Source organism: Williamsia sp. 1135, from assembly GCF_002095395.1.
GTDB lineage: Bacteria > Actinomycetota > Actinomycetes > Mycobacteriales > Mycobacteriaceae > Williamsia.
This window is the reverse complement of the sequence record NZ_MJEI01000106.1, coordinates 118914-145523: the sequence shown is the minus strand read 5'-3', so window position 1 is coordinate 145523 and position 26610 is coordinate 118914. Positions and strand designations below refer to the sequence as shown.

The 26610-nt window shown below is 65.9% G+C and carries 12 protein-coding genes and 2 pseudogenes; 5 read left to right on the top strand and 9 right to left on the bottom strand.

The features are described from left to right. The first annotated feature begins 253 nt into the window (after positions 1-253). The 4 genes from BFL43_RS25160 to BFL43_RS25145 all read left to right on the top strand — a co-directional run bounded on the left by BFL43_RS25160 (position 254) and on the right by BFL43_RS25145 (position 16187). A complete protein-coding gene (locus tag BFL43_RS25160; RefSeq protein WP_084895891.1) occupies positions 254-14074 on the top strand; it encodes a non-ribosomal peptide synthetase in 13821 nt (4606 codons plus the stop codon). Next, positions 14055-14315 (top strand): MbtH family protein, encoded by a 261-nt coding sequence (locus tag BFL43_RS25155; protein ID WP_084895889.1) that lies wholly within the window; start codon positions 14055-14057, stop codon positions 14313-14315. Before BFL43_RS25160 ends, BFL43_RS25155 begins: the two co-directional genes overlap by 20 nt. Next, the gene (locus BFL43_RS25150) at positions 14308-15294 is read left to right on the top strand and encodes an ATP-binding cassette domain-containing protein (protein ID WP_084895888.1); all 987 of its coding nucleotides are present in this window, start codon (positions 14308-14310) and stop codon (positions 15292-15294) included. The genes BFL43_RS25155 and BFL43_RS25150 overlap by 8 nt, the downstream gene beginning before the upstream one ends. A 110-nt stretch (positions 15295-15404) precedes the next feature. After that, positions 15405-16187 (top strand): ABC transporter permease, encoded by a 783-nt coding sequence (locus BFL43_RS25145; protein ID WP_084896169.1) that lies wholly within the window; start codon positions 15405-15407, stop codon positions 16185-16187. 79 nt (positions 16188-16266) lie between these two features. On the opposite strand, the gene BFL43_RS25140 is transcribed toward BFL43_RS25145, so the two are convergent. Beyond that, positions 16267-17403 carry a hypothetical protein gene (locus BFL43_RS25140; RefSeq protein WP_084895886.1) on the bottom strand — a complete coding sequence of 379 codons (1137 nt, stop codon included), beginning with the start codon at positions 17401-17403 and terminating at the stop codon, positions 16267-16269. Further along, positions 17400-18739 (bottom strand): annotated as a pseudogene (locus BFL43_RS25135) (hypothetical protein). The gene BFL43_RS25140 and the pseudogene BFL43_RS25135 overlap by 4 nt, the downstream one beginning before the upstream one ends. A gap of 83 nt (positions 18740-18822) precedes the next feature. On the opposite strand from BFL43_RS25135, the gene BFL43_RS25130 reads away from it, so the two are divergent. Beyond that, positions 18823-19440, top strand: a complete 618-nt coding sequence (locus tag BFL43_RS25130; RefSeq protein WP_143695550.1) for a hypothetical protein — start codon at positions 18823-18825, stop codon at positions 19438-19440. 15 nt (positions 19441-19455) lie between these two features. Here the strand turns inward: BFL43_RS25130 and BFL43_RS29630 are convergent, their stop codons facing one another. The 7 genes and pseudogenes from BFL43_RS29630 to BFL43_RS25100 all read right to left on the bottom strand — a co-directional run bounded on the left by BFL43_RS29630 (position 19456) and on the right by BFL43_RS25100 (position 26521). Further along, positions 19456-20136: an HNH endonuclease signature motif containing protein gene (locus BFL43_RS29630; RefSeq protein WP_240498473.1), complete on the bottom strand. Its 681-nt coding sequence runs from the start codon at positions 20134-20136 to the stop codon at positions 19456-19458. Then, positions 20094-20648 (bottom strand): hypothetical protein, encoded by a 555-nt coding sequence (locus BFL43_RS29625; RefSeq protein WP_240498472.1) that lies wholly within the window; start codon positions 20646-20648, stop codon positions 20094-20096. Before BFL43_RS29625 ends, BFL43_RS29630 begins: the two co-directional genes overlap by 43 nt. A 239-nt stretch (positions 20649-20887) precedes the next feature. Next, a pseudogene (locus BFL43_RS25120) lies at positions 20888-22236 on the bottom strand (CHAT domain-containing protein). Continuing rightward, complete coding sequence (locus BFL43_RS25115; protein ID WP_084895882.1) at positions 22227-23957, bottom strand: hypothetical protein; 1731 nt, start codon at positions 23955-23957, stop codon at positions 22227-22229. Before BFL43_RS25115 ends, BFL43_RS25120 begins: the two are co-directional and overlap by 10 nt. 86 nt (positions 23958-24043) lie before the next feature. Beyond that, positions 24044-24553 (bottom strand): lipoprotein LpqH, encoded by a 510-nt coding sequence (locus BFL43_RS25110; protein WP_084895880.1) that lies wholly within the window; start codon positions 24551-24553, stop codon positions 24044-24046. Between the two features lie 250 nt (positions 24554-24803). Beyond that, positions 24804-25427: an FMN reductase gene (locus BFL43_RS25105; RefSeq protein ID WP_084895878.1), complete on the bottom strand. Its 624-nt coding sequence runs from the start codon at positions 25425-25427 to the stop codon at positions 24804-24806. Beyond that, on the bottom strand, positions 25427-26521 hold the full coding sequence (locus BFL43_RS25100) for an LLM class flavin-dependent oxidoreductase (RefSeq protein ID WP_084895876.1): 1095 nt from the start codon (positions 26519-26521) through the stop codon (positions 25427-25429). The genes BFL43_RS25105 and BFL43_RS25100 overlap by 1 nt, the downstream gene beginning before the upstream one ends. Between the last annotated feature and the right edge of the window lie 89 nt (positions 26522-26610).

The window sequence follows — 26610 nt, the reverse complement described above, 5'->3', positions numbered from 1 at the left end:
CCACGCGAACTTCCACCGAAGTCGACTTACGTTTACCGCATTCCGACGCAGGGTAACGAAACGAGAAGTTATTTCGATGTCCCTGTGTAGCACGTAGCCCCTGTGCGCATCTAACTTCGGTCATCTGATCTTTAATGCCCCTGAGGACCCATCCGGCGTTGACTTCAGCCCGAACGACTACCGAGATACAGACAGACTGCACAACGAAAACCACGGGAGGGGCGTTGTGAAGCGAGCCTTGAGCAGCACCAATATGGATTTTCCTTATACCGGGGATGACAAGATCGTCACCACAACTGAACTTACGGAACTGGATTCGCCCGCAGAGGTCCATCAGACGTTTGCGATGACGGAAGCCCAGCGCGGCATCTGGTACGCACATCAGTTTGATTCTGAAGTCCCACTTTCTGTTTCGGCCTACGTCGAATTCCGCGGCCCGATGGACCTCGAAGCCCTCGCGAAAGCTGTGCATTACACCGCTTCCGAGACCGAGTCCGGACTGCTGCGAGTGATGGAAACCGACGCCGAACCTCGCCTGTACGTCGACCGTGACCTGGATGTTCCGTTGCAGTTCGTTGATCTGAGAGACGAGTCCGACCCGCATGAGCGCGCGATGGAGTTCATGACTGCTCATCGCACCAAGCCCGTCGACCTGCAGGCCGACCGGTTACTCGAGGTCTTCCTGTTCGAACTCGGTGAAGACCATCGCATCTTCTATTGCTGGGGCCACCACCTGGCGTTCGACGGCTACGCCGCCATGTTCATGATGACGGCCGTCGGGCAGCGCTACGGAGCCCTCCTCGATGGACGCGACTACACCCCCATGACCTCGGCAACGATGACCGAGATCTCCGAGCTGGACCACGCCTACCGCGCGTCGGAGGAGTTCAATTCCGACAGGGAGTACTGGCGGCAGCAACTCGACAGCATCGATCCCGAGGTCGCAGAGACCGCTCGCGCGTCACTGTCGCGGACCGAGACGGTACGCGGTTCGGACACCGATGACACGTCTGCGTCGGCCATCGCCCGCATCGAGTACGGCCAGCTGAGCTCGGAGCTCGCGGCCACTCTGCGTGCGGTCGCCGCCGACCACGGCGTCCGGCCCGCATCTGTGATCACGGCTGCCGTCGCGCTGTACCTCGCGGGATTCACCGGACGCAACCAGACGGTCATCAGCCTGCCGGTGGCGGCGCGAACATCTGATCTGATGCGCACGAGCGCCGGGATGACGTCCAACGTGCTGCCCATTGGCGTGTCCGCCACACCTCGGATGACCATCGCCGAGCTACTCACCCATGCGAACTATCAGATCAAGCATGCGCTGAAGCATCAGCGATTCCGGCACGAGGACATCTTGCGTGACCTCCTCGGAGACAACGGGTCAGAGCGTGACTTCTTCGGCCCGATGGTCAACGTGATGCTGTTCTTCAGCCACATCGACTTCGGCCCGGTCAGTGGCGAGGTGCACCTGCTCTCCACCGGCCCGGTGGAAGATCTCTCCGTCAACGTGTACGAGAACTTCGGTAGCGACGAGATTATGTTCGATCTCGAAGCCAACCCCAATCGCTACACAAACGACGAGGTTCGCGAACACCATCACCGGATCGAGGCGTTGCTCGAGGCGCTGGTCACCAGCGACCCACAGACCACCATTGCGCACCTCGACATCGTTCGCCCCGATGAGCGGCAGCGGGTGCTCTCCGACTGGAACGACACCGCGGCTCACTTCGCTGCACAGACGCTCACCGAGCTTCTGGACCGGGCCGAAGCCGAGCACGTCGACTCCCCGGCACTTCTCGACGCGGACACTGCCGGTGCCGCACTGACCTATGATGAACTCTCCTGCAGCACAACGGCGCTCGCCCGTCGCCTGATCGAACGAGGTGTCGGTCCCGAGTCGGTCGTCGCCGTGATGATCCCTCGCAGCATCGAGCAAGTGGTCGCCATCCACGCGGTCATCAAGGCCGGGGGCGCCTACCTGCCGATCAACCCCGACGACCCTGCCGACCGGATCGAGCACATCCTCACCACGGCAACCCCGGCGCTGGCTCTCGTCACCCCGGGCCACCAGGACCTCCCGGTGGCCACCGTCGCTGTCGATCTCAACGAACTCCGCGCCGCACCCCGTGCGCCGATCACCGACGCCGACCGGCTCACGACGCTGCGACCCGAGCATCCCGCGTACGTCATCTTCACCTCGGGCTCGACGGGCAAACCCAAAGGTGTCAGCGTGAGCCACGCTGCCATCGCCAACCGGCTGCAGTGGATGCAGGCCGAGTACGGTCTCGGGCGCCACGACCGCGTGATCCAGAAGACCCCGGCCACCTTCGACGTGTCGGTATGGGAGTTCTTCTGGCCCCTGATCAGCGGCGCCGCACTGGTGGTTCCTACACCAGATGGCCACCGCGACCCGTGGTACCTCCGCGAGGTCATCACCGCGCACCACATCACCGTTGCCCACTTCGTACCGTCGATGCTGGCGACCTTCGTCTCGGCGTTCGAATCGGGAGACCGGCCGGACGAAGGCACCCTCGAATCCCTGCGCCTGGTGTTCACCAGCGGTGAGGCCCTGAGCACACCCACGGCCGTCCGCTTCGGCACCATCAGCTCTGCCCCGGTCCACAATCTGTACGGCCCGACCGAAGCCGCCGTGGACGTCACCTACCAGAACGACAGCGCCGCATCCGAGGGATCCTCCGTCCCGATCGGCCGGCCGGTGGCGAATACCGCCGTCTACGTCCTGGACCAGCAGCTCCGCCCGCAGCCCGTCGGCGCCATCGGCGAGCTCTATCTGGCCGGCGACCAGCTCGCCCGCGGTTATGTACGGCGCCCCGACCTGACCGCCGACCGTTTTGTCGCCAATCCCCATCAGCCCGGCCGCCGGATGTACCGTTCCGGCGACCTCGTCCGGTGGCGCGCTGACGGCACCCTCGACTACGTCGGCCGCAGCGACTTCCAGGTGAAGATCCGCGGACAACGGATCGAGCTCGGTGAGGTCCAGGCGGCACTCGACGCGGTCACCGGAGTCAGTGAGGCCGTCGTCATCGCGCGCACCGACTCGGCGACCTCGGAGACCATGCTCGTCGGCTACGTCACCGGTTCTGCGATGCCTGCGGCCGCAGACATCCGGGCGGCCCTGCGTGAGACCTTGCCCGAGTTCATGATCCCGGCCGCGATTGTCGAACTCGACGAGATTCCCACCACATCGAACGGCAAGCTGGACCGGCGCGCTTTGCCGGAGCCGCACTTCGAGGCGGTCGAACTCGTGAACCAGCAGCCCGCCGACGACCTCGAACTGGCTCTGTGCCAATTGTTCTCGGGCATTCTCGGCCGCGAGAGCACCGGAGCGGGGACCTCGTTCTTCGACCTCGGCGGCAATTCACTGCTCGCCACCAAGGTGGTGTCCCGGCTCAGCGCGATGGTAGGCGCCCGGATCGGGATCAAGACGCTGTTCGATGCGCCGACTCCCGCCGATCTCGCCGCGGCGCTGCGCGAGATGGGTATCGACGAGAAGCAGATCGCTCCCGATCGGCGCAGTGCGATCCCGGTGGCACCGGCTGACGTCGACCGCATCCCACTGTCGGCCGCCCAACAGCGGGTCTGGTTCATCAACCGGTCGGACCCGGAATCGGGCGCGTACAACATCCCGTTCCGGCTCAAGCTTCGCGGCGAGCTGGACGTGGACGCTCTCGGTCTGGCGCTGCGTGACGTCGTCGCGCGGCAGCAGATCCTGCGCACGGTCTTTCCCCTCGACGAACAAGGCCCCTTCCAGCGGGTACTGCCCGCGGACGAGGTGTCGGAGGAGCTCACCGTAACGCCAATCGCCGTCGAACCGGCTCAGGCAGAACGAGTCTCACGCGAGATCGCCGGCGAAGGCTTCGATCTCGGCGAGCAGATCCCGCTTCGGGTCAAGTTGCTCCAGGTGGCCGACGACGAGCACCGATTGGTGATCGTCCTGCACCACATCGCCGCAGATGGTCTGTCTCTGCCACCGCTGGCCCACGACATCTCCCTCGCCTACGCAGCGCGGCATGCGGGCCAGGCCCCCGAGTGGCAGCCCTTGCCGATCCAGTACAGCGACTTCAGTGTGTGGCAGCAGGACCAGCTGACCGATGCCGCGGACGCCGATTCAATTGCTGCACAACTGGAATACTGGGTCGACACCCTGTCCGACATCCCTGCGCAGACAGAACTGCCCATCGACCGGCCACGACCGGCCAACCCGACCATGCGCGCGGGTGGTCACAGCCTCACACTCGATGCCGGCGTCCACCGTGGACTGCTCGCGCTGTCGGGTGCCCCCGGCGAACAGACCATGTTCACCGTTGTCCACGCGCTGATCGCCACCCTGCTGCGCCGGATGGCCGCCGACGACGACATCTCGGTCGGAACCCCGGTCGGCGGCCGGGGCGACGACGCCCTCGACCAACTCGTCGGCATGTTCGTCAACACCGTGGTGCTGCGGGCGCCGGTGAGCAAGTCGGACACGTTCTCCGACCTACTCACCCGATTGCAGGCGGTGACCCTCGACGCGCTCGCACACGCCGACGCGCCGTTCGAGCAGGTCGTACAAGAACTCAACCCGGACCGTTCGAACCCTGGGCACCCGCTCTTTCAGGTCAGCATCGCGGTCAACGAGAACTCACGCGTCACCATCGAGTTGCCCGGCGTCAGTGTGGATGCTGCGCCCATCCCGACCGGTTTGATCAAGTTCGACATGCAGTTCACGATCACCGAGCATCTCGACGACCAAGGTGAACCAGCCGGCGTAGAGGTCGAGATCGAGTACGCCTCAGATCTATTCGACAACTCGACCATCCGAGCACTGGGCAAACGCCTGCAGCGACTTGCCCGCGGAGTCCTCGCACATCCGACGCGTCCGATCGGTGACATCGGCATCCTCGGTCGAGGCGAGGAAGCATCCCTGGTGCCTGCCACCGGACCCACGCCGCGTCGCCCGCGGACGTTGCCCGGAATCCTCGCTGCCGCAGTCGAGGAGAACCCCCACGCCATCGCGGTTCGCGGTACGCGGGATCACCTCACCTACGCAGAGCTCGACGCTCGCTCCGATGCGCTCGCCCATCTTCTGATCGGCCAAGGTATTGGTCCAGAAGACTTTGTCGCGGTGGCAATTCCGAGATCGATCCACTGGATCGTTGCTCTCTGGGCAACGGCGAAGACCGGTGCCGCCTGGGTACCGGTCGATCCCAAGTACCCGATGGAGCGCATCAACCACATCATCTCCGACTCGGGTGCACGGCTGTGCCTGACGGTCAGCGAAGCACCCGTCACCCCTGGCGACACCCCCACGATGGCAATCGACCACCCCGAGCTGCTCGAGCGACTGCGCACCGCGGCCACCCGTCCCGTCAGCGACTCCGATCGGATCGGTCCGCTCACGTTGGACAATCCGGCATATCTGATCTACACCTCAGGAACCACCGGCACCCCGAAGGGCGTCGTGGTCAGCCACCGCGGACTGGTCGACTTCACCACGGAGCAGGTCCAGCGATTCCGGGTCGAACCCGACAGTGTCACACTGCATTTCGCATCGCCCAGTTTTGACGCATCGGTCCTGGAAGTACTGATGGCCGTAGGCGGAGCTGCGACGATGGTCATCGCACCACCCCACGTACTCGGCGGCAACGAACTGCAGGAGGTGCTGGCCGACGCCTCGGTCACCCACGCATTCGTGACCCCGTCCGTCCTGGCGACGATGGACCCGGGTTCTCTGCCTGCCCTGTCCACCGTGATCATCGGTGGCGAGCACCCCAACCCGGAGGTCGTGTCCCGCTGGGCACGAGATCGCAGTCTGTTCAACGCATACGGTCCGACAGAGGCGACCGTGGCCGCGACCATCTCGGCCCCCATCACCCCTGAGGGCGCGCTCAGCATCGGCGGTCCGGTGCGAGGCATGGATCTCCTCGTGCTCGACGAGCGACTGCAGCCCGTACCCGTGGGCGCGGTCGGGGAGCTCTACCTGGCGGGCGGCCATCTCGCCCGCGGTTATCACCGACGCACCCGGCGCACATCGGAATCGTTCTTGGCGAACCCCTTTGGACGCGACGGCGACCGCATGTACCGGACCGGCGACCTGGTGCGCTGGACGACGGCATCCGAACTCGAGTTCCTGGGCCGGGCCGACAGTCAGGTCAAGGTGCGCGGATTCCGCATCGAACTCGGCGAGATCGACGCGGCTCTGGTCCGCGACGATCTGGTCGCCGAGGCGGTGACGATCGCCCGTCCGGGCCGGGACGGCTCCACCGAATTGGTGTCGTACGTCAGTCCCGCCCGCGCGCAGACCCTGCAGTCAGATTCCCTCCGAGATCGATTGACCCGCCAGCTGCCGGGGCACATGGTGCCCCGGATCATCATGGTGATCGACAAGCTGCCGGTGACCCCGAGCGGCAAGATCGACTACCGCGCACTGCCCGAACCGTCGCGTGGCGCCGGCGACACCTCCACCGACAACGGTGGCAGCCCCCGTGGTCGCCGCGAGCTCGAGGTCGCGGCGATATTCGCCGAGGTCATCGGCCGCGACGCCGGTCAGATCGGCCGTGCCGCGGACTTCTTCGAGATGGGCGGCAACTCGCTGATGGCCACTCAGGTCGTCGCGCGGCTGGAGACATCGATGGGCCGGCGGATCCCGGTCCGGACCCTGTTCGACAATCCGACCATCTCGCGGCTGGCCCGCGCCTGCTCGTCGGCCGACAGTGAGCAGATCGCGCCCCTGCCCGAATTGGTCGCGCGTGATCGGCCCGACACCGGTCTCGACTCGGTGCCCGCGCTGGCCGCGTCACGACTGTGGTTCCTCAACCGGCTCGAGCCGGAGTCCGGTGCCTACAACATCGCGTTCACCGTCGGCCTCGAAGGCGACCTGAACGTGCAGGCCCTCCAGCAGGCACTCTCGGATGTGACCGACCGCCATGAACCGCTGCGCACGATCTACCCCGAGGACGACGGCAAGCCGCAGGTTCACGTGCTCACAGCGCCGACCTTCGACCTGACCGCCCGCGAGATCGCATCCAAGGAGCTCGCGGATCACCAGAGTGGTTTGGCTGCACAGGGGTTCGACCTCCGCAGTGAGCATCCGATCCGGGCCGAGCTGGCGAAGACCGGCGAGCAGCACCACGTGTTGACGATGGTGATCCATCACATCGCCGCCGACGGCTGGTCATTGCGACCGCTCGCGGCAGACCTCGCTCAGGCCTACCAGGCGCGTAGCGGGGATCAGGCGCCCGAGTTCGCGCCGCTGCCAGTCCGATTCCGTGATTTCGCGGAATGGCAACGCGCGGCCCTCGGCGACGATCGCGATCAGGACAGCCGGGTCAATTCGCTCCTCGATTGGTGGCGCGGCACCTTGGCCGGCGTCCGCAGGCAGTCGATGCTCCCCGAGACGTTCACCGGCCTCGGGGGCAGCGGGACAGTCGATTTCAGCGTCGACCCTGCGATTTTGCAACGACTGAACGAGGTGGCTCGCTCCCGCGACGCCAGCCTGTTCATGGTCATGCACAGTGCGCTGGCCACACTGCTGCACCGGCTCAGCACCGATCCTGCCGTACACCTCGAAGGCGCTGATTCGGACGTGGTGATCGGCAGCCCAGTCGCCGGACGCGATCATCCCCAGCTGGCCGAGCTGGTCGGGATGTTCGTCAACACCGTGGTGCTCCGCACCCTGGTTCCGGGGCACACCTCGTTCGCCGACCTGGTCGACCGGGTTCGCGACAACGACATCGATGCGTTCTCCCATGCGGATGTGCCCTACGACCAGCTGGCAGCAGCGGTCGCGGGTGATCGACGGCAGCAGGACCCGCTGGTCCGGGTCGCGCTTGCCTTCGCCGAAGATGCCGGACCCGATCTCGCGCTGGGCGACCTGCGCGCCGAGGTATCCGAAATCGATACTGCTGGAACCCGGTTCGATCTCGAGCTTCGCGTCACCGGTGCGTCGATGCGGCTCACCTACGCTCGCGGCAAGTATCGCCGCGACACCATCGAGGCAATGGCGCAGCGATTCGTCCGCATCTTGGAAGCCGTTGCCGCCGACCCAGGTATCTCGGTCGACGACATCGACATCCTCGCCGAGACCGAATGGCCGGTAGCCGATGTGTCGGTGGACGAGCAGGGTGACGCCTGGTCGGACAACGAAATCCTTCTTCCCGACCTGCTCGCCGACGCCAGCTCGCGTAACCCCGATGCGGTCGCGCTCGAGTTCGAGCCCGGCCAGTGGTCCACTCCCGGGGCGACGAGCGATCAGCGCGCGCTGACCTACCGCGAGCTCGACGAGTGGTCGAACCGATGGGCGCGCTACCTGCTCAGCCTCGAGATCGGGCCAGAAGATGTGGTGCCGATCGCGCTGAGCCGCAGCGCCACCTCGGTGGCCGCGCTCTGGGCGATCACGAAGACCGGTGCGGCCTTCGTGCCCGTCGATCCCGGCTACCCGGCCGAGCGGATCGAGCACATGATCGCCGACTGTGGCGCCACCGTCGGCATCACCGACGAGGTGACTGCACCCGGTCTGCCGACCGGTGTCCGGTGGATCAGTCTCGACGGGCAGCTCGGCGCTGCCGTCGAAACCATGAGTGGGAGAAGGCTCAAGCGCCAGCGCTGGGCCACACCGGACAACATCGCCTACATCATCTACACCTCCGGGTCGACGGGCGTACCCAAGGGCGTCGCCGTCACCCATCGCGGACTGGCCCCGCTCGCGACCGAGCAACGCGAGCGCTACGGAATCGGGATCGATTCTCGTACCTTGCATTTCGCATCGCCCAGCTTCGACGCGTCCATCCTCGAGCTGCTCCTCGCCGTGTCCTCCGGGGCGACGATGGTCATCGCTCCGCGCATCTACGGCGGGATCGAGCTGGAGAACTTCCTGCGGGACCAGCACATCACGCACGCCTTCATCACCCCGGCTGCGCTGGCGACGGTTCCGGGAACGGATTTGCCGGAGCTGCGGGCACTGGCCGTCGGCGGCGAAGCCTGTGGCCCCGAGCTGGTGGAGAAGTGGGCACCCGGCCGTACGTTCCTGAACGCCTACGGCCCGACCGAGACCACGGTCGTCTCGCTGATGGCCGAGTTGCACGCCGCATCCGAGGGAACGGGACAGACCGTCATACCCATCGGCACCCCGGTCCGCGGCGAGCGGGCGCTCCTGCTCGACGCCCGCCTGCGTCCGGTGCCCTCCGGCGTCCCCGGCGAGCTGTACCTCAGTGGCGCCGGTGTCGCCCGCGGTTACCTGCAGCGGGCCGGTCTGACCGCAACCCGATTCGTCGCCAGCCCGTTCGGTGATTCCGGCGAAGTGCTCTACCGGACCGGCGACGTCGTCGTTTCAGATCCCGACGGTGTCATCACCTACCTGGGCCGCAGCGACAACCAGATCAAGTTGCGCGGCTTCCGCATCGAACTCGGCGAGATCAACGCGGCACTGACCGCCCGCCCCGACATCCGTTTCGCGGTGACGGTCGTGCGCGGCCACGGTGAAGGTGCCAGCCTCGCCAGTTATGTCGTGCCCGAAGACGTCGACGCATCCCTTGATCTCGAGGACGTCCGGCGCCACCTGCAGTCGCGACTTCCGCGGCATCAGGTGCCGGCATCGATCACCTCCATCGACCAGGTCCCGCTGACTCCCAACGGCAAGTTGGACAACAAGGCCCTGCCCGAGCCGGCGGCGGCGAACCGGGCCGAGCGACGCCCCGTCACCGGCGACACCCAGCAGTCGCTTGCCGAGTTGTTCGCCGACGTCCTCGGGGTCCCCGCCGACCAGGTGGGAGCCGACGACGACTTCTTCGAACTCGGCGGTACCTCGTTGACCGCCACCCAGCTGATCAGCCGGATAAACCGTTCGCTCGGCACGGATCTGCCGGTGAAGGTCGTCTTCGACCACCCGACCGTCAGTGATCTCGCACAGTTCGCCGCCGAGGGTGACACCTCTGCGGGCGCCGAACGCACCCCGCTGACCGGCGCAGCCGAACACGTGACCAGCGCGCCGCTGTCGCTGGCCCAACGGCGCCTGTGGTTCCTCGCGAGCACCGATCCCGAGTCGGCTGCCTACAATGTCCCGTTCGCTGTGGACTTCCACGGAGAGCTGTCCGTGGACGCCCTGCGATCGGCCCTCATCGATCTGCTGGACCGGCACGAGAGTCTGCGCACCCTGTTCCCCGAGGTGGGTGGCGAGGCCGTGCAGGTTCCGGAACCGGACGCCGCGAAGGTGGTCGGCAATCGCCTCCCGGTGGAGCACCACGACGACGCGGATCTCGACGAACTCGTGTTGGCAACGGCCGCACAGGGATTCGACCTGGCGACGCAGGCCCCGGTTCGCTTCCGGTTGCTCCGCACCGGGCCACTGAGTCACACCCTGGTGGTGGTGGTGCATCACATCGCCGCTGACGGCTGGTCACTCCCGACCCTCCTGGGCGATCTGATGACGGCATACCGGGCGCGCATCTCCGATGCCGCACCGGAGTTCGAGCCCCTGCCGGTGAGCTACATCGATCACACCCTCTGGCAACGCGCCACTGTGGGATCCCCCGAAGACCCCGACAGCGCCGCGCACCGTCAGCTCGAGTACTGGCGGGGCGTATTGCAGGGCGCTCCCACCGATTCCACGATTCCCTCACTCACCGAGAACGCGATGGGTGTGGCCGGCGCCGACACCGATCACAGTGGCGGAAACACCGTCCTGACCATTGACGACGATCTGCGAGGTGCGATAGCAGACCTGGCACGGCATGAGGGGGTCAGCCCGTTCATGCTCATGCACGCTGCGCTCGCCGTCCTGATGTACCGCATGGGAGCGGGTTCCGATGTGCTCATCGGCACCCCCGTCGCCGGTCGGTTCGAACCCGAACTGCAACGGGTGGTGGGCATGTTCGTCAACACTCTCGCATTGCGCAGCTCGCTCGACCCCACCTCGTCGTTCACCGCGCTGCTGTCGGAGATCCGCGAGAGCGATCTCGAAGCGCTTGCACACGTGGATATCCCGTTCGACGACGTGGTGGCGGCAGTGAATCCGCAGCGGGTGGCCGGTCGGCATCCGCTCTTCCAGATCGCACTGTCGGTGCATGACTGGTCAGAGAGCAGCCTCGGCGGTGACCTTGATGCCGGCCCCGGCCTGTCGGCACAGGTCACCGAGGTCGACACCCCGACCGTCAAGTTCGACCTGCAGTTCACCGTCACCGGGATCAACCCCGGCGCAGACGGTCAGGCCCGGATCAAGATGACCTACGCGAACGCGCTCTACGACGAGCGGACCGCGGAAGCCATTGCCGGGCGCCTGGTCAGGGTGCTGCGAGCCGTCACCGACACCCCTGAGCGGCCGATCGGCGACACCCCGGTCACGGACTTCGTCGAGGAAGCGACCCTGGCACCGGTACGCGGACTGCCCGCGCCCCGGCCGCGGTCGTTGGCCGAGTTGTTCTCCGCAGCAGTGCGCGACAATCCGGACGGCACGGCGTTGATCGATGCGCACACCAGCGTCAGCTATCGCGAGGTCGACTACCGGTCGAACAAGCTGGCCCGGCTGTTGCTCCGCCGGGGCCTCGGCCCCGATTCGCTGGTGGCCATGGCCATCCCGCGTTCTGTGGACTCCATCATCGCGACGCTCGCGATCACCAAGACGGGCGCAGCATTCCTTCCTGTCGACCCGTCCTATCCCTCGGCCCGCATCGAACACATGCTGTCCGACAGTCGGGTTCGCGTCGGCATCACGATGGCCGAGCACGCACAGTCGTTGCCCGCCGCAGTGGACTGGTTCGTCCTCGACGACTCGGCAGTGCACGGCGCCACCACCGCGCTGTCGGCATTGCCGCTGACGCGCGATGAGATCGGCGACGGGATCCGGCACGAGCAACTGGCCTACATCATCTACACGTCGGGATCCACCGGCCGGCCCAAGGGCGTGATGGTGTCCCATCGCGGTCTCGCTGCGGTGCACGATGAGCTCAAGGCCAAGATGTGCCCCGAATCCGCCTCCCGCGTCCTGCATTTCGCGTCACCGAGTTTCGATGCGTCGGTACTCGAGATGCTGATGGCAATCTCCGGTCGTGCAGCGCTGGTCATCAGCCCGGTCGACATCTACGGCGGCGAGCAACTGGCCGACTTCCTCGAACTCAGCGCGGTGACGCACGCTTTCATCACCCCGGCAGCCCTTGCGAGTCTCGACCACCGTCGGGTGCGTGGCCTGCGGACGATTGCCGTCGGCGGCGAGACCTTCGGACGCGACCTGGTCCGCAAGTGGTCTGACGGCCGCACGATGTACAACGTCTACGGGCCAACCGAGACGACCGTCATCACCACCTGCAGCAATCCGCTGACCCCAGAGGGTCCGATCACGATCGGTTCTCCCAACCGCGGTGTCCGGGCACTGGTGCTCGACAGCCGACTGCATCCGACCCCGGTCGGCGTGGCCGGCGAGCTCTACCTCATCGGCGATCAGGTGTCCCGCGGATACTTCGGCCGCCCCGATCTGACGTCGGCGCGGTTCGTCGCAAATCCGACCGGGGTGGGCGGTGAGCGGATGTACCGCACCGGTGACGTCGTCCGGTGGACCGCGGCCCGGACGCTGCAGTACATCGGTCGTAGCGACGATCAGGTGCAGGTGCGCGGCTTCCGCATCGAACTCGGCGAGATCGATGCGGTACTCGCCAGCTTCGACGAGGTCCGCCACTCCACGACCATCGTGGACGGCGACTCGGACCGGCAGGCACGTCTGCTGAGCTACATCGTCGCCGCAGACGGAGCCGACGTGGACATCGCCGCGCTTCGAGAACAGTTGTCGCACAAACTCCCTCGGCACATGGTGCCGTCGGCGATCACGGTCCTCGACGAGATCCCGATGACCCCGGTCGGCAAACTCGACAAGGCTGCCCTGCCGAAACCCGAGGTGTCCACGACGACGGGGCGAGCGCCGGCACCCGGCACCGAGACCCTCGTGGCAGCCGCGTTCGCCAAGGCGCTCGACCTCGAGACGGTGAGCGCAAACGATGGCTTCTTCGACCTCGGCGGCAACTCGCTCTTGGCCACCAAGGTGATCGCCACGCTGCGGGAGGAAGCGGGCATCGCGGTGCCCGTCGGCTGGATGTTCAGCGACTCGACCACCGAGGAGCTCGCAGCCCGCATCGACAGCGAACGGCACCGGGCAGCGAACGAGCCCGATGCGGCACCGGCTGTACCCGCCGACGATCCGGCGCTGGCCCCGCTGCTGTCGCTGCGTGCCACCGGCACCCGGCATCCGGTGTTCGCCGTGCATCCCGCGCTGGGCGTCGCCTGGAGCTACACGTCCCTGCTCACACATCTGGACTCCGATCAACCGCTGTACGGATTGCAGAACCCCGCGCTGTCCGGCGGGCCGAAGTTGCGCTCGGTACCAGATCTGGCGGATTTCTACGTGCAGCAGGTCCGCTCGGTGCAGCCGCAGGGGCCCTACCATCTGGTCGGCTGGTCGCTCGGTGGTTCGATCGTCCACGAGATGGCGGTTCAGCTCCGTGAGCAGGGCCAACAGGTGGACCTGCTGATGCTGCTCGACTCCTACGTGATCCCGGGCAGGCCGGAGCTCCACGTCGAACCTTCGGTCGGAGAACTACTGGAAGAGTTCGGTTTCTCCGATGTCCGCGAAGCCCTCGGTCACGATGTGGATGCCGACCTGACCATCGAGCAGGCGACGGAGATCGTCCACAAGGCCGAAGGGCCACTGGCCCACCTGTCGGTGGCTGCTCTCGAATCGCTGTACGAGGCGTACGCGGCGGCGACCGCTGTCGCCCGGGATTGGACACCGCGGAGCTACGAGGGTGACGTCGTGTTCGTCACTGCGGCAGAAGATCCGCCTGCGGGGCAACCCGCGATCGAGGATTGGCGAGAGCACGTCTCGGGCGGGATCGATCACATCACCGCGCCTTGCCGGCACAGCCAGCTTCTCGACTCCGAGCACGTCGCCCCGGTGGCCGACGCGCTGCGCGATCACCTCGATGCGCTCGCCGGAGCACACCGGGTCAACGACGCGACCACAGACAAGTTCCACAGTGCCGACAAGTTCGAATCAGCCAGGGAGAGGACACATCATGATGAATCCATTCGATGACGAGCGGGGTACGTTCCGCGTACTGGTCAACCACGAGGGCCAGCACTCCCTGTGGCCGGATTTCGCGCCGGTACCCGGTGGGTGGACCTCGCAGCACGGGCCATCCGGCCGAGAAGCTTGCCTGCAGTACGTCGAGGAGAACTGGCGCGACATCGCTCCGATGAGCCTCAAGCAGTCCATGTCCGAACGTAAGCACGGAGCCCGCGCGGTCCGCGACGACAAGTGGTGGATCAATGGATGAATATGCGATCGAGGTCTCCGGGCTGACCAAGACCTTCGGTGGCAAATTCGGTCGCGGTGAATCTCATCGCGCACTCGGGGGCGTTGACCTGCAGGTCAAGCGGGGTACCGTGCATGCTCTCCTCGGACCAAACGGGGCCGGAAAGACCACGACCGTGCGGGTGATCTCCACTCTGCTCAAACCCGACGAGGGCACGGTCACCGTTCTGGGCACCGACGCCCTGGCCGATCCCGCCAAGGTTCGTCGCAGCATCGGTGTCTCGGGACAGTACGCCGCGGTGGACGGCAACCTGACCGGCTGGGAGAACCTCCGCATGGTCGCGCGGCTGTACGGCCTCAAGCGGAAGGCCGCCGGCGCTCGCGCCGACGAACTGATCAACGACTTCCGGCTCACCGACGCACGAGATCGACCGTCGCGCACCTACTCCGGAGGCATGCGCCGCCGACTCGACCTCGCCGGCTCGCTGATCGCGAGGCCCGGCGTCGTCATTCTCGACGAACCCACCACCGGTCTCGATCCACGCGGTCGACGCGAGATGTGGGCACTGATCGAGAATCTCGTCAGCACGGGCACCAGCGTGCTCCTGACCACGCAGTACCTCGAGGAGGCCGACGCGCTCGCCGACATCATCACGGTGATCGACAAGGGCGTGGTGGTCGCCAAGGGCACCGCCGCCGAACTGAAGGCCGCGTCCCAGTCCACCCTGCTGACAGTGGAAGTGGCGCAGGGCTATGACCGGGACCGGCTCATCGCCGTGCTGACCGAATACGGATCCGGCGAACCATACAGTCACGCGCACTCGATGGCTTGGCATGTTCCGGTCGCGCACGGCAACGCCAGTGCGGCAGCGGTCATCCAGGCGCTGTCCGAGACGGGCGTGATCGTGTCGGACTTCACCGTCGACGCCCCCACGCTCGACGACGTCTTCTTGAACCTGACGTCGACCACCCCCGACAAGAACGAGGAGCGTGCTGCGTGACGACAACATCGGCACAGCCGACTCCCGACGCCACGAAGCAGGAGAAACCGAACAAGGTGAGCGCGACGTCGATGGGCTCTGAGGACTTCCTTCCCGCGAAAGGTGGCGGACTGTTCTCCGACAGTTCGGTCATGGCGGGGCGAAATCTACTGACCATCCGCCGGGTACCGACGCTGCTCGTGAGCGCCACCGTGCAGCCGTTCATGTTCGTCTTCCTCTTCGCGTACGTGTTCGGTGCGACCCTCGGCGGCGCGTCCTACCGCGAGTTCCTGATGGCAGGAATCTTCACGCAGACAGTCGTTTTCAACTCGGCCTTCACCACCGTAGGACTCGCCCAGGACTTGCAATCCGGCATTGTCGACCGCCTGCGTACGCTGCCCATGTGGTCGTTGGCGGTGGTGCTCGGCCGGACACTCTCCGATCTCTTGGTCAGCATCGTCAGCGTCGCCGTCATGGCTCTGTGTGGCCTGGTCATCGGCTGGCGCATCCGCGGCAGCGCGCTCGATGCATTGATCGCCCTCGGCCTGATCCTGTTGCTCGCGTTCGCGATGTCGTGGGTCGGTGCGTTCTCCGGCCTCATGGCACCCAATGTCGAGGTGGCGCAGAGTGTCGGCTTCGTGTGGATGTTCCCGATGACGTTCCTCTCGAGCGCGTTCATCTCCGCGCAGAGCCTGCCTGGGCCGCTCAAGACAATCGCGGAGTGGAACCCGATCACCGCTGTGGCCACCGCATCTCGGCAGTTGCTCGGCAACCCGGCGCCTGCCGACTTCCCGCAGGCGACGGGCTGGGTCGCAGACAACGCAGTGCTCTATTCAGTCCTCACGTGCGCCGCGATCCTCCTCGTGTTCGTGCCGTTGTCGCTCTGGCGTTACCGCTCGGTCGCCAGCCATTAGCCCGATCTTGGTGGGTTTTGGCGACCATTTCCGCAGGTCAGCGTCGCCAAAACCCACCAAATCCGGATGCGCGGGCAGGTCAGTAGTCGGATTCGGCCGCCAAGATCTCGGCAAGGAAGGCGTCGGCGGGCGGCGCGGCGAGTCGCGCACGCACGAAGGCCCGCACCCGTTCGCGGGCTTGTGCCGGCTCTGATACCGCCGCCCCCACCGTCAGTGCGGCCGACGACCAATCATGGCCCCACAACTCTGATTCCGATGGAACGTTCTCGCCGGTTCTGAGCGCGATCCTGGCGGCACCAGTGCCGTCCAGTTCGGCCGAGCCGGCAATCGCACCCGCCCGCAAGGTGACAGCGATACCCGTCGGGTCGCCCCCGATCGTCATGGTCCGGACGACCGCTGTTGCGGCGGTGTCGCCAGAATCGGCTGGTATCAGCCATTCCGCTGTGTTCTCGGCGGCATCGAAGGTGTGCGGCGGAACCGCGCCCCACTTGATCGTCGCCGTACCCCGCGCGATCGCGCTCACATTCATACCGGTCGTGTTTCCCGCCGCGAGGGCGTACTCGTCCTGCCGGCCGTCTCCGGCCGTCGCGTGCAGATCCGAGTTGTCCAGCGCGTCGGCGAGATCGAGCCACAGCGCCGCATCAGGGCCCGCGCCGGCGCCGGTCTCCTCCACCAGTTCGACTGCGCGAGAGATCAGTTCCACGATCCGGTGATCGCCACCACGTACGTGCCTGGTCAGAGCAACCGCGTGCGGTGCCAGCAACGCGGCCACGTCGGAGTCGAAGGACTCGGCGGGGAAGAAATGTTGGGCATCCGCCGTCAGTACCGCGACCTCGGCGTCCAGAAGGGCTTGGTCCAGCGGTCCGATCGCGTCGCGAACACTGGTCGGCCACCAGCGACGCAGCCAGTGTCCGAGCGCGAGCCGCCGCGGCACCTCGAGTGCGCCTGCGACGATCTCGACGTCATCGATCTCGAGAGAGTCCGACCTGACAGCCGGATCTGCCATACCGGTGGCAAGTGCGATATGGCCGGCCTCCCCGACCACATGCCACAGCCAGTCCGCCTGATCGTGGTCGAGAAAGGTGATCTGAGGCGGGCCCGGCGCATCAACCGTCCACGACATCACCGCGCCACCGACCTCGAGTACGGCAACCAGCGGCGGACCTTCTGTGTCTGCGCCGATGGTCCACAGCCTCGATTGCGAGTGCAGTCTCATATCGCCGCCGCACCCGATGCCGGGGCCAGTTGATTCTCCAACATCGCCTTGATGCGCTGGCGCTGGTCCAGACTCGTCGACCGTGCCACCCCATCCAGCAGCGCTCGGACATCGTCGACGTCGGCGCATGTTTCCTGCCACACATCGCGACCGTGCAGTCTGGCCCACAGCCGGCTCAGGTACGGGCGGGCGAACGCCCGGAGATCATCGACGACCCGCTGCTGGCGCGGATGCAACGCGGTGCCCCCGGCAAGGCAGCGCCGCGCGTGCAGCACATACGCCTCCTTGCGCAGTCGCGCTTGGATCTGCGTCGCCAAAGCGGTCTTGGGACCGTGCTTCTCATCGAGGGGCGCGAGGTCGACGGCGACCTCGATGCCGGCGATCAGGGTGGCCTGCCGATCTTCGCCGAGCAGGCCCCATGGCGCACACGCGCGGTCCACCTCCTCGTCGCACAGCAGGGGGACGTCAGGGGCTCGGTCTGGTCGAGGCCGCGGCGGAGGGTAGCCCGGACCCGCTCGGCAACCGTCCGATCGAGCGGCCGCTCGCCACGCTGTTCACCGAGGACGGTCGGACGTTGTTGTGGAGCAACCGAACTCAGACCGACGTCGACGATAGACCACGGCAGCACCGACATTTCGTCCCGAGCGAGGGCCCCGAGGTTGAACGGTGTCTCATCGGCGATGAGCGCGGACCACACCCGTTGCCGGGCGCCGCGGGAGCTGTGATCGTCGGCAGGCCCCAACACTGCGGGCAGGCCCGAAAGAAACGGCCCCATGATCGCGCCACCCGGCGACACGTCACCCCAGCTGGCTGCCAGTTGCCGGGTGAGTTTGTCCACCACGGCAGGATCGGACAGGTGATCGGTGAGAACTGCACCCGCAGTTCGGTCCCTGTCCCCATGCAGTTCGAGCAGCATCGTCTCTGCGACGGTGTCTGCGTCGGCCGGCGGCTCCCCTACAGTGACGGCCAGCTCGAAACAGACCGGAAAGTACATCTCCTGGGCATTGCCGGTGGTGATCCGGAGCCGCCTGCGAGCCTTCTTCAGGTAGCTGAACCACCCGGCGGTCAGCACCAGTTCGCGGCCATGAGCTGCGATCAGAGCATCGACGGCGGCCGCGGCGTCACCAGCGAGAATCGGTGTGGAGAACTGCGGATTCACGCGCAGCCGCAACACCAGCGGATCGATGATGCGTTTGACAGTGCGACGCAGCGGTCCCCCGTCGGTGCTGCTGAGCACTTCGAGTCCCGGACCGATACGACGCCACGCCTCATCGATCACCGCCCGTCGTGGCCGGGCCACCGACACGTCGGTCGCCACCTGCAGCCCCATACTCATCAGGCGATCGTAGACCGGGGCCCCGGACGGAACCAGTGCCGAAGTTGGGATCGGTAGCCGCCGGCGGACGAGAACGTTGACGCATGCGAACACGACTTTCCCACCTGAAGACCTCCTCGATGACGCCCAACCGATATCGACGAGGCCCGGCGCGACCCCCAGAATCCGCCATCGGCCTCGGGACGGTGTCGGCCGCCGCCGAAGGCTGTCCGGGCTCCGCGGTGGCCGTCGACGTCGAAACCGTCTCAGGCGAACGCTTTCGCGGGGCGCTCACCACCTCCTCCTGTCACGGCGCGGCCCTCGACCTGAGGCCCGGAGTGGTCATCGCGGTCAGGTTCGATCCGGACAAGCGGACCGATCTCACCCTCGCCGACGACATGATCGCTGCGCGTGCAGCGTTCGACCACATGCTGATCCGTAAAGGACTCACGACCACCGAGAAGATCGATCTCGTTCGACGGGGGAACCGATCCCAGGGCGTGGTCACCGCGGTGCGCGTCACCGGCGACGTGATCGAGGACCATCGGAAGATCACTGTCGACTTGATGGTCAGCAAGACCGACGGTGGACAATTCGCCGCCCGTGAAACCGCCTACATTCCAGCCACATCCGTGGCCTCGGTGGCGCCGGGGAGCGTGATCGCCGTCTATTATCGGCCTGCAGACGAATCGACGATCGCGATCACGGTTCCCAGGGCCTGACACACTGTGGAGTTGTCAATGTTCCAGCCGCACCGGTGTCATCGGGTGCTGCGGTAGTAACTTCGGACTGCGTCGTCGAAGTAGTTTCTCGTAAACTTGTAGGCCTGTTAGGCGGCGAGTGGTTCGTTGGTCATGGTCCGTCTGGCGTGCGACCGCATGGGCGTGGTGGTGCCGGGTTTGACGAACCAGTCCGTCTGCCACATGGGTCGAGCTCCGCTCCGCTTCGTCTCCGCCGATGAACACGGTCCAGCCTTTGTGATGGATGTAGTTGTGGTGCCGGCGGCACAACAAAACTGTGTTGGACAGGCTGGTCTCGCCGCCATGACTCCAGAACTTGACGTGATGCACGTCCGTCCAACCGGCAGGGCACCCGCAGCCCGGAAACGCACACCCCATGTCCCGCACCATCAGTGCTTTCCGAATCGCTGGTGTAACCGTACGGAACTCACGTCCGACATCCAGCGGCACACCATCGTTGTCGAGCAGGATCTTGGTGATCACCGAATCGCACACCGTCATCTGGGCGGTGGGCAACGCCACCGGTCCGGTCCACTCGAACGTCGCGGCCGCGGTGGGTACTTTCGCGCCAGGGATACCGTTCATCTGAAACGCCAGGAGCTGCTCGGCGGAGACGGTCATCGTCACCCGCGGTTTCACTCCACCTTCGGTGGGCCGTTCCTGGTGGGCGAAGAACACATCCAGGATCGTGCCGAGGGCTTCGGACAGACGTTGCGGTGTACTGCGGGGTCGGGTGACCCGTCGGGTTCTGGGACCAGCTTGGAAAGGGGACGCAACGCGGTCGCCAGTTTCTCGCCGAGGGTTTTGTCGAGGTCGAGGGTGCCGTGGGTACGGCCGTCGTCGCCGGTCCCGAACGACACTTCATTGAGGTCATCGTTTTCGGCGTCCGGTACTTCCTTGTCCGGTGGGGACAGGGCGATAGCCATCTCGTGGACTCGCCGGCTCACCGCCGCCGGCGTCGACACACGGGCTTCGGTCAACAACCCACGCACGCAGTCATCGCGGTCGGACTCCGACAGATCCGGATCACGTCGATCGATGTGATTGAGACCTTTCAGCACGTCCAACACGTTCTTGGCCCGCAACGCGTAGACCGTCTCCTCCGACAACGCCAGATCGTCCAGTGGCGCGAGCAGCAGTGGATCCGCCGCCAGTGTTGATAAGTGTTCGAACAGCCCCCGCAAGTTCATAACTCAAGGCTACCGCGATCTTCGCGCTAGCACAAGTGTTCGAAAATACTTATTTCATTGTCCAGCAACATGTTTCATCAAATCGCAGGCTGCCCGCACCCAGAATATCGGCGAGGTCTGACATCGCCGAAGACACACGCGAAGGGCACGGTCGGCGGTCGGTTCGGCACGGTCGGTGGGTGTTTCGGCACGGTCGGCGGTCGGTCCGGCCCGGTCGGCGGTGTTCACCACAGCTGAGCTCAATCGGCGCCTACGACGTATGTGACGAGCGCACCCCAGTAGATGGGGTGGGCGCCGTGATCGCCATCTCGCCATCGTCGCATCTGGGCTCGCTGCCAACGACCGACGGACCGTGCCGCATCATCGGCCCGATGGGCAGTGTCGACCGCGACGATCAGCTCCGCCATCAGGTCGGTCTCGACGTTCGCTGATTCCCCTCGAAATCGACGGTAACCGGCAGTCGTGGGCAGTGACCACAGAGTCGCCGTGACGACCTCCGCACCCGCCAGGATCACCGCAGCAACCATGCCCGTCGCTTCGTCGAATCGGTAGTCGCTGCCAGATGCACACGCCACCAACGCCACCCGCGGCGGCATCGGCCACCGCGACGTATCCGCCAGGAGATCAGCCGCGGTGAACGGGCGGTGCGTTCCGACCACATCTGCGTACCCCGGGATGCTCTCCTCGCACGCCAGGTGGATCGCGGCGCGCTCGGCGTATCCGGCGTCGCCGGGCGCCGCACTCGCATGCCCCACGAACAGCAGCCGACTCGGTTCATCCTGCAACGTCCTCGACAACCAGATCCGGTCGATGTCGCTGCGCCGGAACAACTCCACCGCAGACCCGACATCCGGAACGACGGCTTCGGTCGCGAGGACATCCGCGAAGTGTTGCGCGACCGGACTTGTCGGCGAGGGTCGTCCCAGGACCGACCCGAGCGGGGAATCCGGGCGCTGACCCGGCACGCGCGGATCCAGGATCAGCATGGGCGGGTTGTGACGCCGGTCTTCCCAACTCACCATGCGCCGCGGCGCCCGCACGATGTTGGCGGGCGTCGCCATCACCACATCGGCGATCTCCATGAGTCGATAGCCGTCAGTCAGCTCGGCAATGTCCGAAGGTTCTCGGCCATCAGACGATTCGGCGGGGGTGGTGTCCACCGACGCGTTTGCCATCGACAACGCGGTGGGCACTGCGAGCATCGCGAAGGGTATCTGCGCGAGTCGAGCGGTGGGGGTGACGAACAGCATCGGCCGCGGATCGGCGACACATTCCGACAGCAATATCCATGCCTGTGCTGAGAGCAGGAGCGATCCCAACTGGTACGACCACCGCAACTCCGAGTCCGGGGACGCCAGCGGACCGGCCGTCAAAGCCCTGCCGATCGCGTCCTCTGTCGACTCCTCCCCGTACGGCACCGGTAACGCCTGGTCGAGTTGCACCGTCGCCGCGTTCAGGTGCGACTCCGCCACACCCAGGTCACCGTTCGCGCGGGATCGCCGACGACGCGCAGACTCCCGTAGGTCGCGACCCCCACATCGGCGAACCTCAGCACCAGGGTGACACCACCGGCGCCGTTCACGGCCATGTCGTCCAGACCGGTTCGGCGCTGGTGACCACGCGGCCATAACGCTCCCGCGCCAGCTCGCGATAGCGCGCCAGCACGGGCGGCCCCGCCGGATCCATCCGCAGTGGCGGCAAAGGGCCGAGCCTGGTCAACGCCGATGTGGTGGCGACGGCAGCACCCGCCGCGAACGCCACTTCCGCTCTGTCAGCCGTTGCGGGAGTCGCGGCGGTCGCTGTCACCTCCCAGTCGACAACCATCGAGGGATCAGGCTGCGCGGTGAATGTACCGCGTGCACACTGATATTCGATGAGCTCTGCTACCAGATCCACGTTCTCCCACTCCCACGCCACGGCAAACGCCCCGGCGAGGATCGGCGCCGAAACCGCCGCAGTCCAGCGCAGGCGCGCGATCGCGTCGGCGAGGGTGTGCCGCACACTGTCGACCGCGAGTGCCGCGGGAATCTTCAGTTCCGCGGCACGTTCGAACTTCGGCATCGCCCTCTCGTAGCCGTCGGTGCCGGGCGCCGCGTCCACGACCCCACGCGATCCGGCCAGTCTCGCCTCCAGCTCGCGCCACCCCTCGTCGGGGTCACCGGCCCCATCGAAACCCATGTCCGCCAGGGCTTCCGCACGCCAGACAGAGCCGAGCAGATCGTCGAGCCGGGCGTACTGGAGCCACGTCGTTCGCGGACTCGAATCAAGCACACCACGGGCCTGTTCGATGGCGTCGCGGGCCTGCGCATAACGGCCCCGGAAGATTTCTGTCCAGCTGCGCTGCAGCAATATTCGATGCACATGTAGCGGCCTGCCGAGTTCTTCCCAGTGCCGCTGGGCGTGCTGCCAGCACTCGTCGGCCGCTTCCAGTGCGCCCGCAGCCATCCGGGTGAGCCCGAAGTACAGCCAGCATCGCGAGACATCGTGGGCGATCGCATGCTGAGCGATGACCGGATAGGCAAGTGTGACCAGACGTTCGGTGTCCACAACGTCAGATCGCGACCATGCCGCTGCGGACCGCTCCAACAGCACTCGCGCCGAGGCCAATTCCCACCGCCGCCGTTCTGCACGGGCACCTGCGCGACGGAGGTAGGGCTCCGCCTCGGCCAGGCGTCCGGTCTCGACGCAGAACCGTCCATACCCGATTCCGACGAGAACCCACAGGTGATCGGACCCGGCATTCTGCTCGCGCTCGTCCAGAACCGCCAGCACCGCATCCCACAGTGGCTCCGCCCGGACGTGACCGTCGTCGTCGGCGAGGGCGACGGCGCAGCTGATGCGGGCCCGCATGATGAGTTCGAGAGCCTCGTCGGCGAGGTTCGGCGCGGCGCCCGCATCACTCTCGGCGATCAGATCTGCCAGACCCGCAGCCGCCGCTTCGTGGTCACCGGCAGCGGCGGCGAGCCCGATCTCGAGGTGATCGGCCCGCCGGGTGTACCGGATGACCATCTCGTCGACGACGTCAGGAGGCAGTGTCACCTGCGCGGCGTCCTTCGAGAACGGATCCGCGGCGATCTGGACATAGACCGACACACAGTCGCGGATTCGTCGAACACATTCGGCGACACCGTCGTAGGCGCTGCGGACCAGGTACACCTCCCCCAGTTGCGCAAACACCTCGAGCGCCAAGTCGTCGCGGTCCAACGCCACGATCTGCGGCATCAGAGCGAGCAGCAGTGCCTGCGCGCCGGCGTGATCATCGGCGAAGGCCAACTGGCGGGCACGCTCGAGCTCACCGGGAACCGACATGAAGGCATCCTATTGAGGGCGGGATCACGGGGACAAGAAGGCGGCGGGCGTGCACTGCACGCCCGCCGCCACCCGAGAAGAGTTGGTCAGTTGCAGGTGACCTTGATCGTGAACTCTTTCTTGATCATTCCCGCGGTCGGGTTCTTCATGTCCGCACCCTCGGCCTCACCGGTGATCGTGTAGGTGTTGCCATCGACCGACACCTCGGCCGAACCGACTGCCATGCCCATGCCGTTCGTGACCGCCAGGGCACTTCCGTCGACCACGATTCCCAGCGACTCCACCTTGGGGGTGGCCTCGTCGGTCATCACGATGCCGAGGCCCTGCTGACCGCCCGTCGATCCGCTACCCACAGTGATCTTCCCTGCCTGCTTGACGCAGCTGACCGAGTCGAGATCCACGCCGGCGAGATCCTTACCTTCGACCTTGACCTCGGTGTCTCCACCGGTGGAGACCTCGGTGCCGCCGGTCTGCGCGGTGCTCGCCGCCGGGGTGGCAGCGGGGCTGCTGTCACTGCTGCTGCTGTCATCGGAACAGGCCGAGAGGATCCCGACTGCGGCGATCAGTCCGACGGTGGCTGCGAGGACTCGTTTCATTGGTCTTCCCTTTCGTGGATGCGTCGCCTGAAGTGGCGCCGTCATGAGAGAAGTACAAACCACGCCCTCGGCTACCGATCCCAATTTTCCTCTCACCGGTGACGGCAAGGGCCTGGTCAGTCGCGACTCCCAGGAGCATTGTTGCCGCGCTTCGGTGGGACGGTCCGCGTTCGCAGGAAACTTGGAGCGATGGCTCTCACAAATCAGCCATTGGCACGACACCAACGTCGCGCGCCGTTGACCTGCGGGTTCAACTCTGAGATAGGGAGTCCCCCAGCAGTCGGGCGAAGTTGCTGATCCCGGCCTCGTCGGTGTCCACCGGTTCGGGTCGCTGCCGGCTCCCGCCCAGCAACGCCGCCAGCTCGCCGGTCGCCCGGTCGACCCGATCTGCCAATGTCGCCGTATCGCCTGACCCTGCTGCCCAGTCCTCGGATGCCGCGTAGACACCGGTCGGGACGACCACCGCGCGCAGGTAGGCGAAGAGCGGTCGCAGGGCGTGATCGAGCACCATCGAATGCCGCGGGCTACCGCCCGTGGCGGCGATCAGTACCGGTTTGCCCACGAACGTGTCCTTGTCGACGATGTCGAAGAAGGACTTTAACAGTCCGCTGTACGAGGCGTTGAACACCGGGGTCGCGGCGATCACCGCATCCGCTTCCTCGACGGCACGGACCGCGTCCCGGGCGCCCCCTACAGCGAAACCGCTGAGCATGCTCTGGGCCACATCCACCGCGATGTCCCGCAAGTCGATGACGTCCACCTCGATCGCGTCCAGCCGCTGCGCAATGGAATTACCGAGACGATCGGCCAGCAGTCGGGTCGACGACGGTTCGCTCATTCCCGCACTGACGACCGCGATGCGTCGGGTCCTCATCAGCTGACCGCCTCTGCGTCAGCGAGTGAGCGGGCAGCCACCAGCGCCGCGTGCGTCGGAGCATCGGGCACGTCGGCGGGACGGCCTTCTGCGAAACCCGCGCGAAGATCCGGCAGTACCTCACCGAGCAGGTCGAGTTGCTCGAGAGCGGTCTTGAGCGGCAGTCCCGCATGATCGACGAGGAACAGCTGACGCTGATAGTCACCGAAGTGCTCGCGGAAGCCCAGTGTCTTGTCGACGAACTGCTGCGGACTTCCGACGGTCAGCGGGGTCTGCTGCGTGAACTCCTCGAGCGAGGGCCCGTGTCCATACACCGGCGCGTTGTCGAAGTAGGGACGGAACTCGTCGACCGCGTCCTGGGACTTCGGTCGGATGAAGAACTGACCACCGAGTCCGACGATCGCCTGCGCGGCAGTGCCGTGACCGTAGTGCTCGAAGCGCTCCCGATAGAACCCGATCAACTGCTTGTAATGTTCTGTGGGCCAGAAGATGTGGTTCGCGAAGAAGCCATCGCCGTAGTAGGCGGCCTGCTCCGCGATCTCCGGGCTGCGGATGGAACCGTGCCAGACGAACGGCGGCTCGTCGTCGAGTGGACGCGGCGTCGAGGTGAACGAGGTCAGCGGGGTACGGAACTTGCCCTGCCAGTCCACGTTCTCCTCGCGCCACAACCGGCGCAGGAGGTGATAGTTCTCGATGGCCAGTGGAATTCCCTGACGGATGTCTTTGCCGAACCATGGATAGACCGGCCCGGTGTTGCCGCGGCCCAGCATGAGATCAACCCGGCCGTCGGCGAGATGCTGCAGCATCGCGAAGTCTTCGGCGATCTTCACCGGGTCGTTGGTGGTGATCAGCGTCGTCGATGTCGACAACTGCAGGGTCTCGGTCTGCGCGGCGATGTAGCCGAGCATCGTGGTCGGTGACGACGGGACGAATGGCTTGTTGTGATGCTCGCCGGTGGCGAACACATCGAGGCCGATGTCCTCGGCTTTCTTTGCCAGCGCGACCATCGCTTTGATGCGCTCGTTCTCGGTCGGCTCCTGGCCGGTGGTGGGGTCGACGGTGACGTCGCCGACGGTGAAGATTCCGAATTGCATGATGCCTACCTCCTAGGTTGGAAGCTACGATCATTCTAACCGGACCGTGGTCCGATTTATTTCGCGGACCCAAGCGCGCCTGCTACCAG

Excerpts from the sequence above, each read along its gene's own strand:
- BFL43_RS25160 (WP_084895891.1), top strand. The coding sequence starts at position 254 with ATGGATTTTCCTTATACCGGGGATGACAAGATCGTCACCACAACTGAA.
- BFL43_RS25155 (WP_084895889.1), top strand. The coding sequence starts at position 14,055 with ATGATGAATCCATTCGATGACGAGCGGGGTACGTTCCGCGTACTGGTC.
- BFL43_RS25150 (WP_084895888.1), top strand. The coding sequence starts at position 14,308 with ATGGATGAATATGCGATCGAGGTCTCCGGGCTGACCAAGACCTTCGGT.
- BFL43_RS25140 (WP_084895886.1), bottom strand. The coding sequence starts at position 17,403 with ATGAGACTGCACTCGCAATCGAGGCTGTGGACCATCGGCGCAGACACA.
- BFL43_RS25130 (WP_143695550.1), top strand. The coding sequence starts at position 18,823 with ATGCGAACACGACTTTCCCACCTGAAGACCTCCTCGATGACGCCCAAC.
- BFL43_RS29625 (WP_240498472.1), bottom strand. The coding sequence starts at position 20,648 with ATGAACTTGCGGGGGCTGTTCGAACACTTATCAACACTGGCGGCGGAT.
- BFL43_RS25115 (WP_084895882.1), bottom strand. The coding sequence starts at position 23,957 with ATGTCGGTTCCCGGTGAGCTCGAGCGTGCCCGCCAGTTGGCCTTCGCC.
- BFL43_RS25110 (WP_084895880.1), bottom strand. The coding sequence starts at position 24,553 with ATGAAACGAGTCCTCGCAGCCACCGTCGGACTGATCGCCGCAGTCGGG.
- BFL43_RS25105 (WP_084895878.1), bottom strand. The coding sequence starts at position 25,427 with ATGAGGACCCGACGCATCGCGGTCGTCAGTGCGGGAATGAGCGAACCG.
- BFL43_RS25100 (WP_084895876.1), bottom strand. The coding sequence starts at position 26,521 with ATGCAATTCGGAATCTTCACCGTCGGCGACGTCACCGTCGACCCCACC.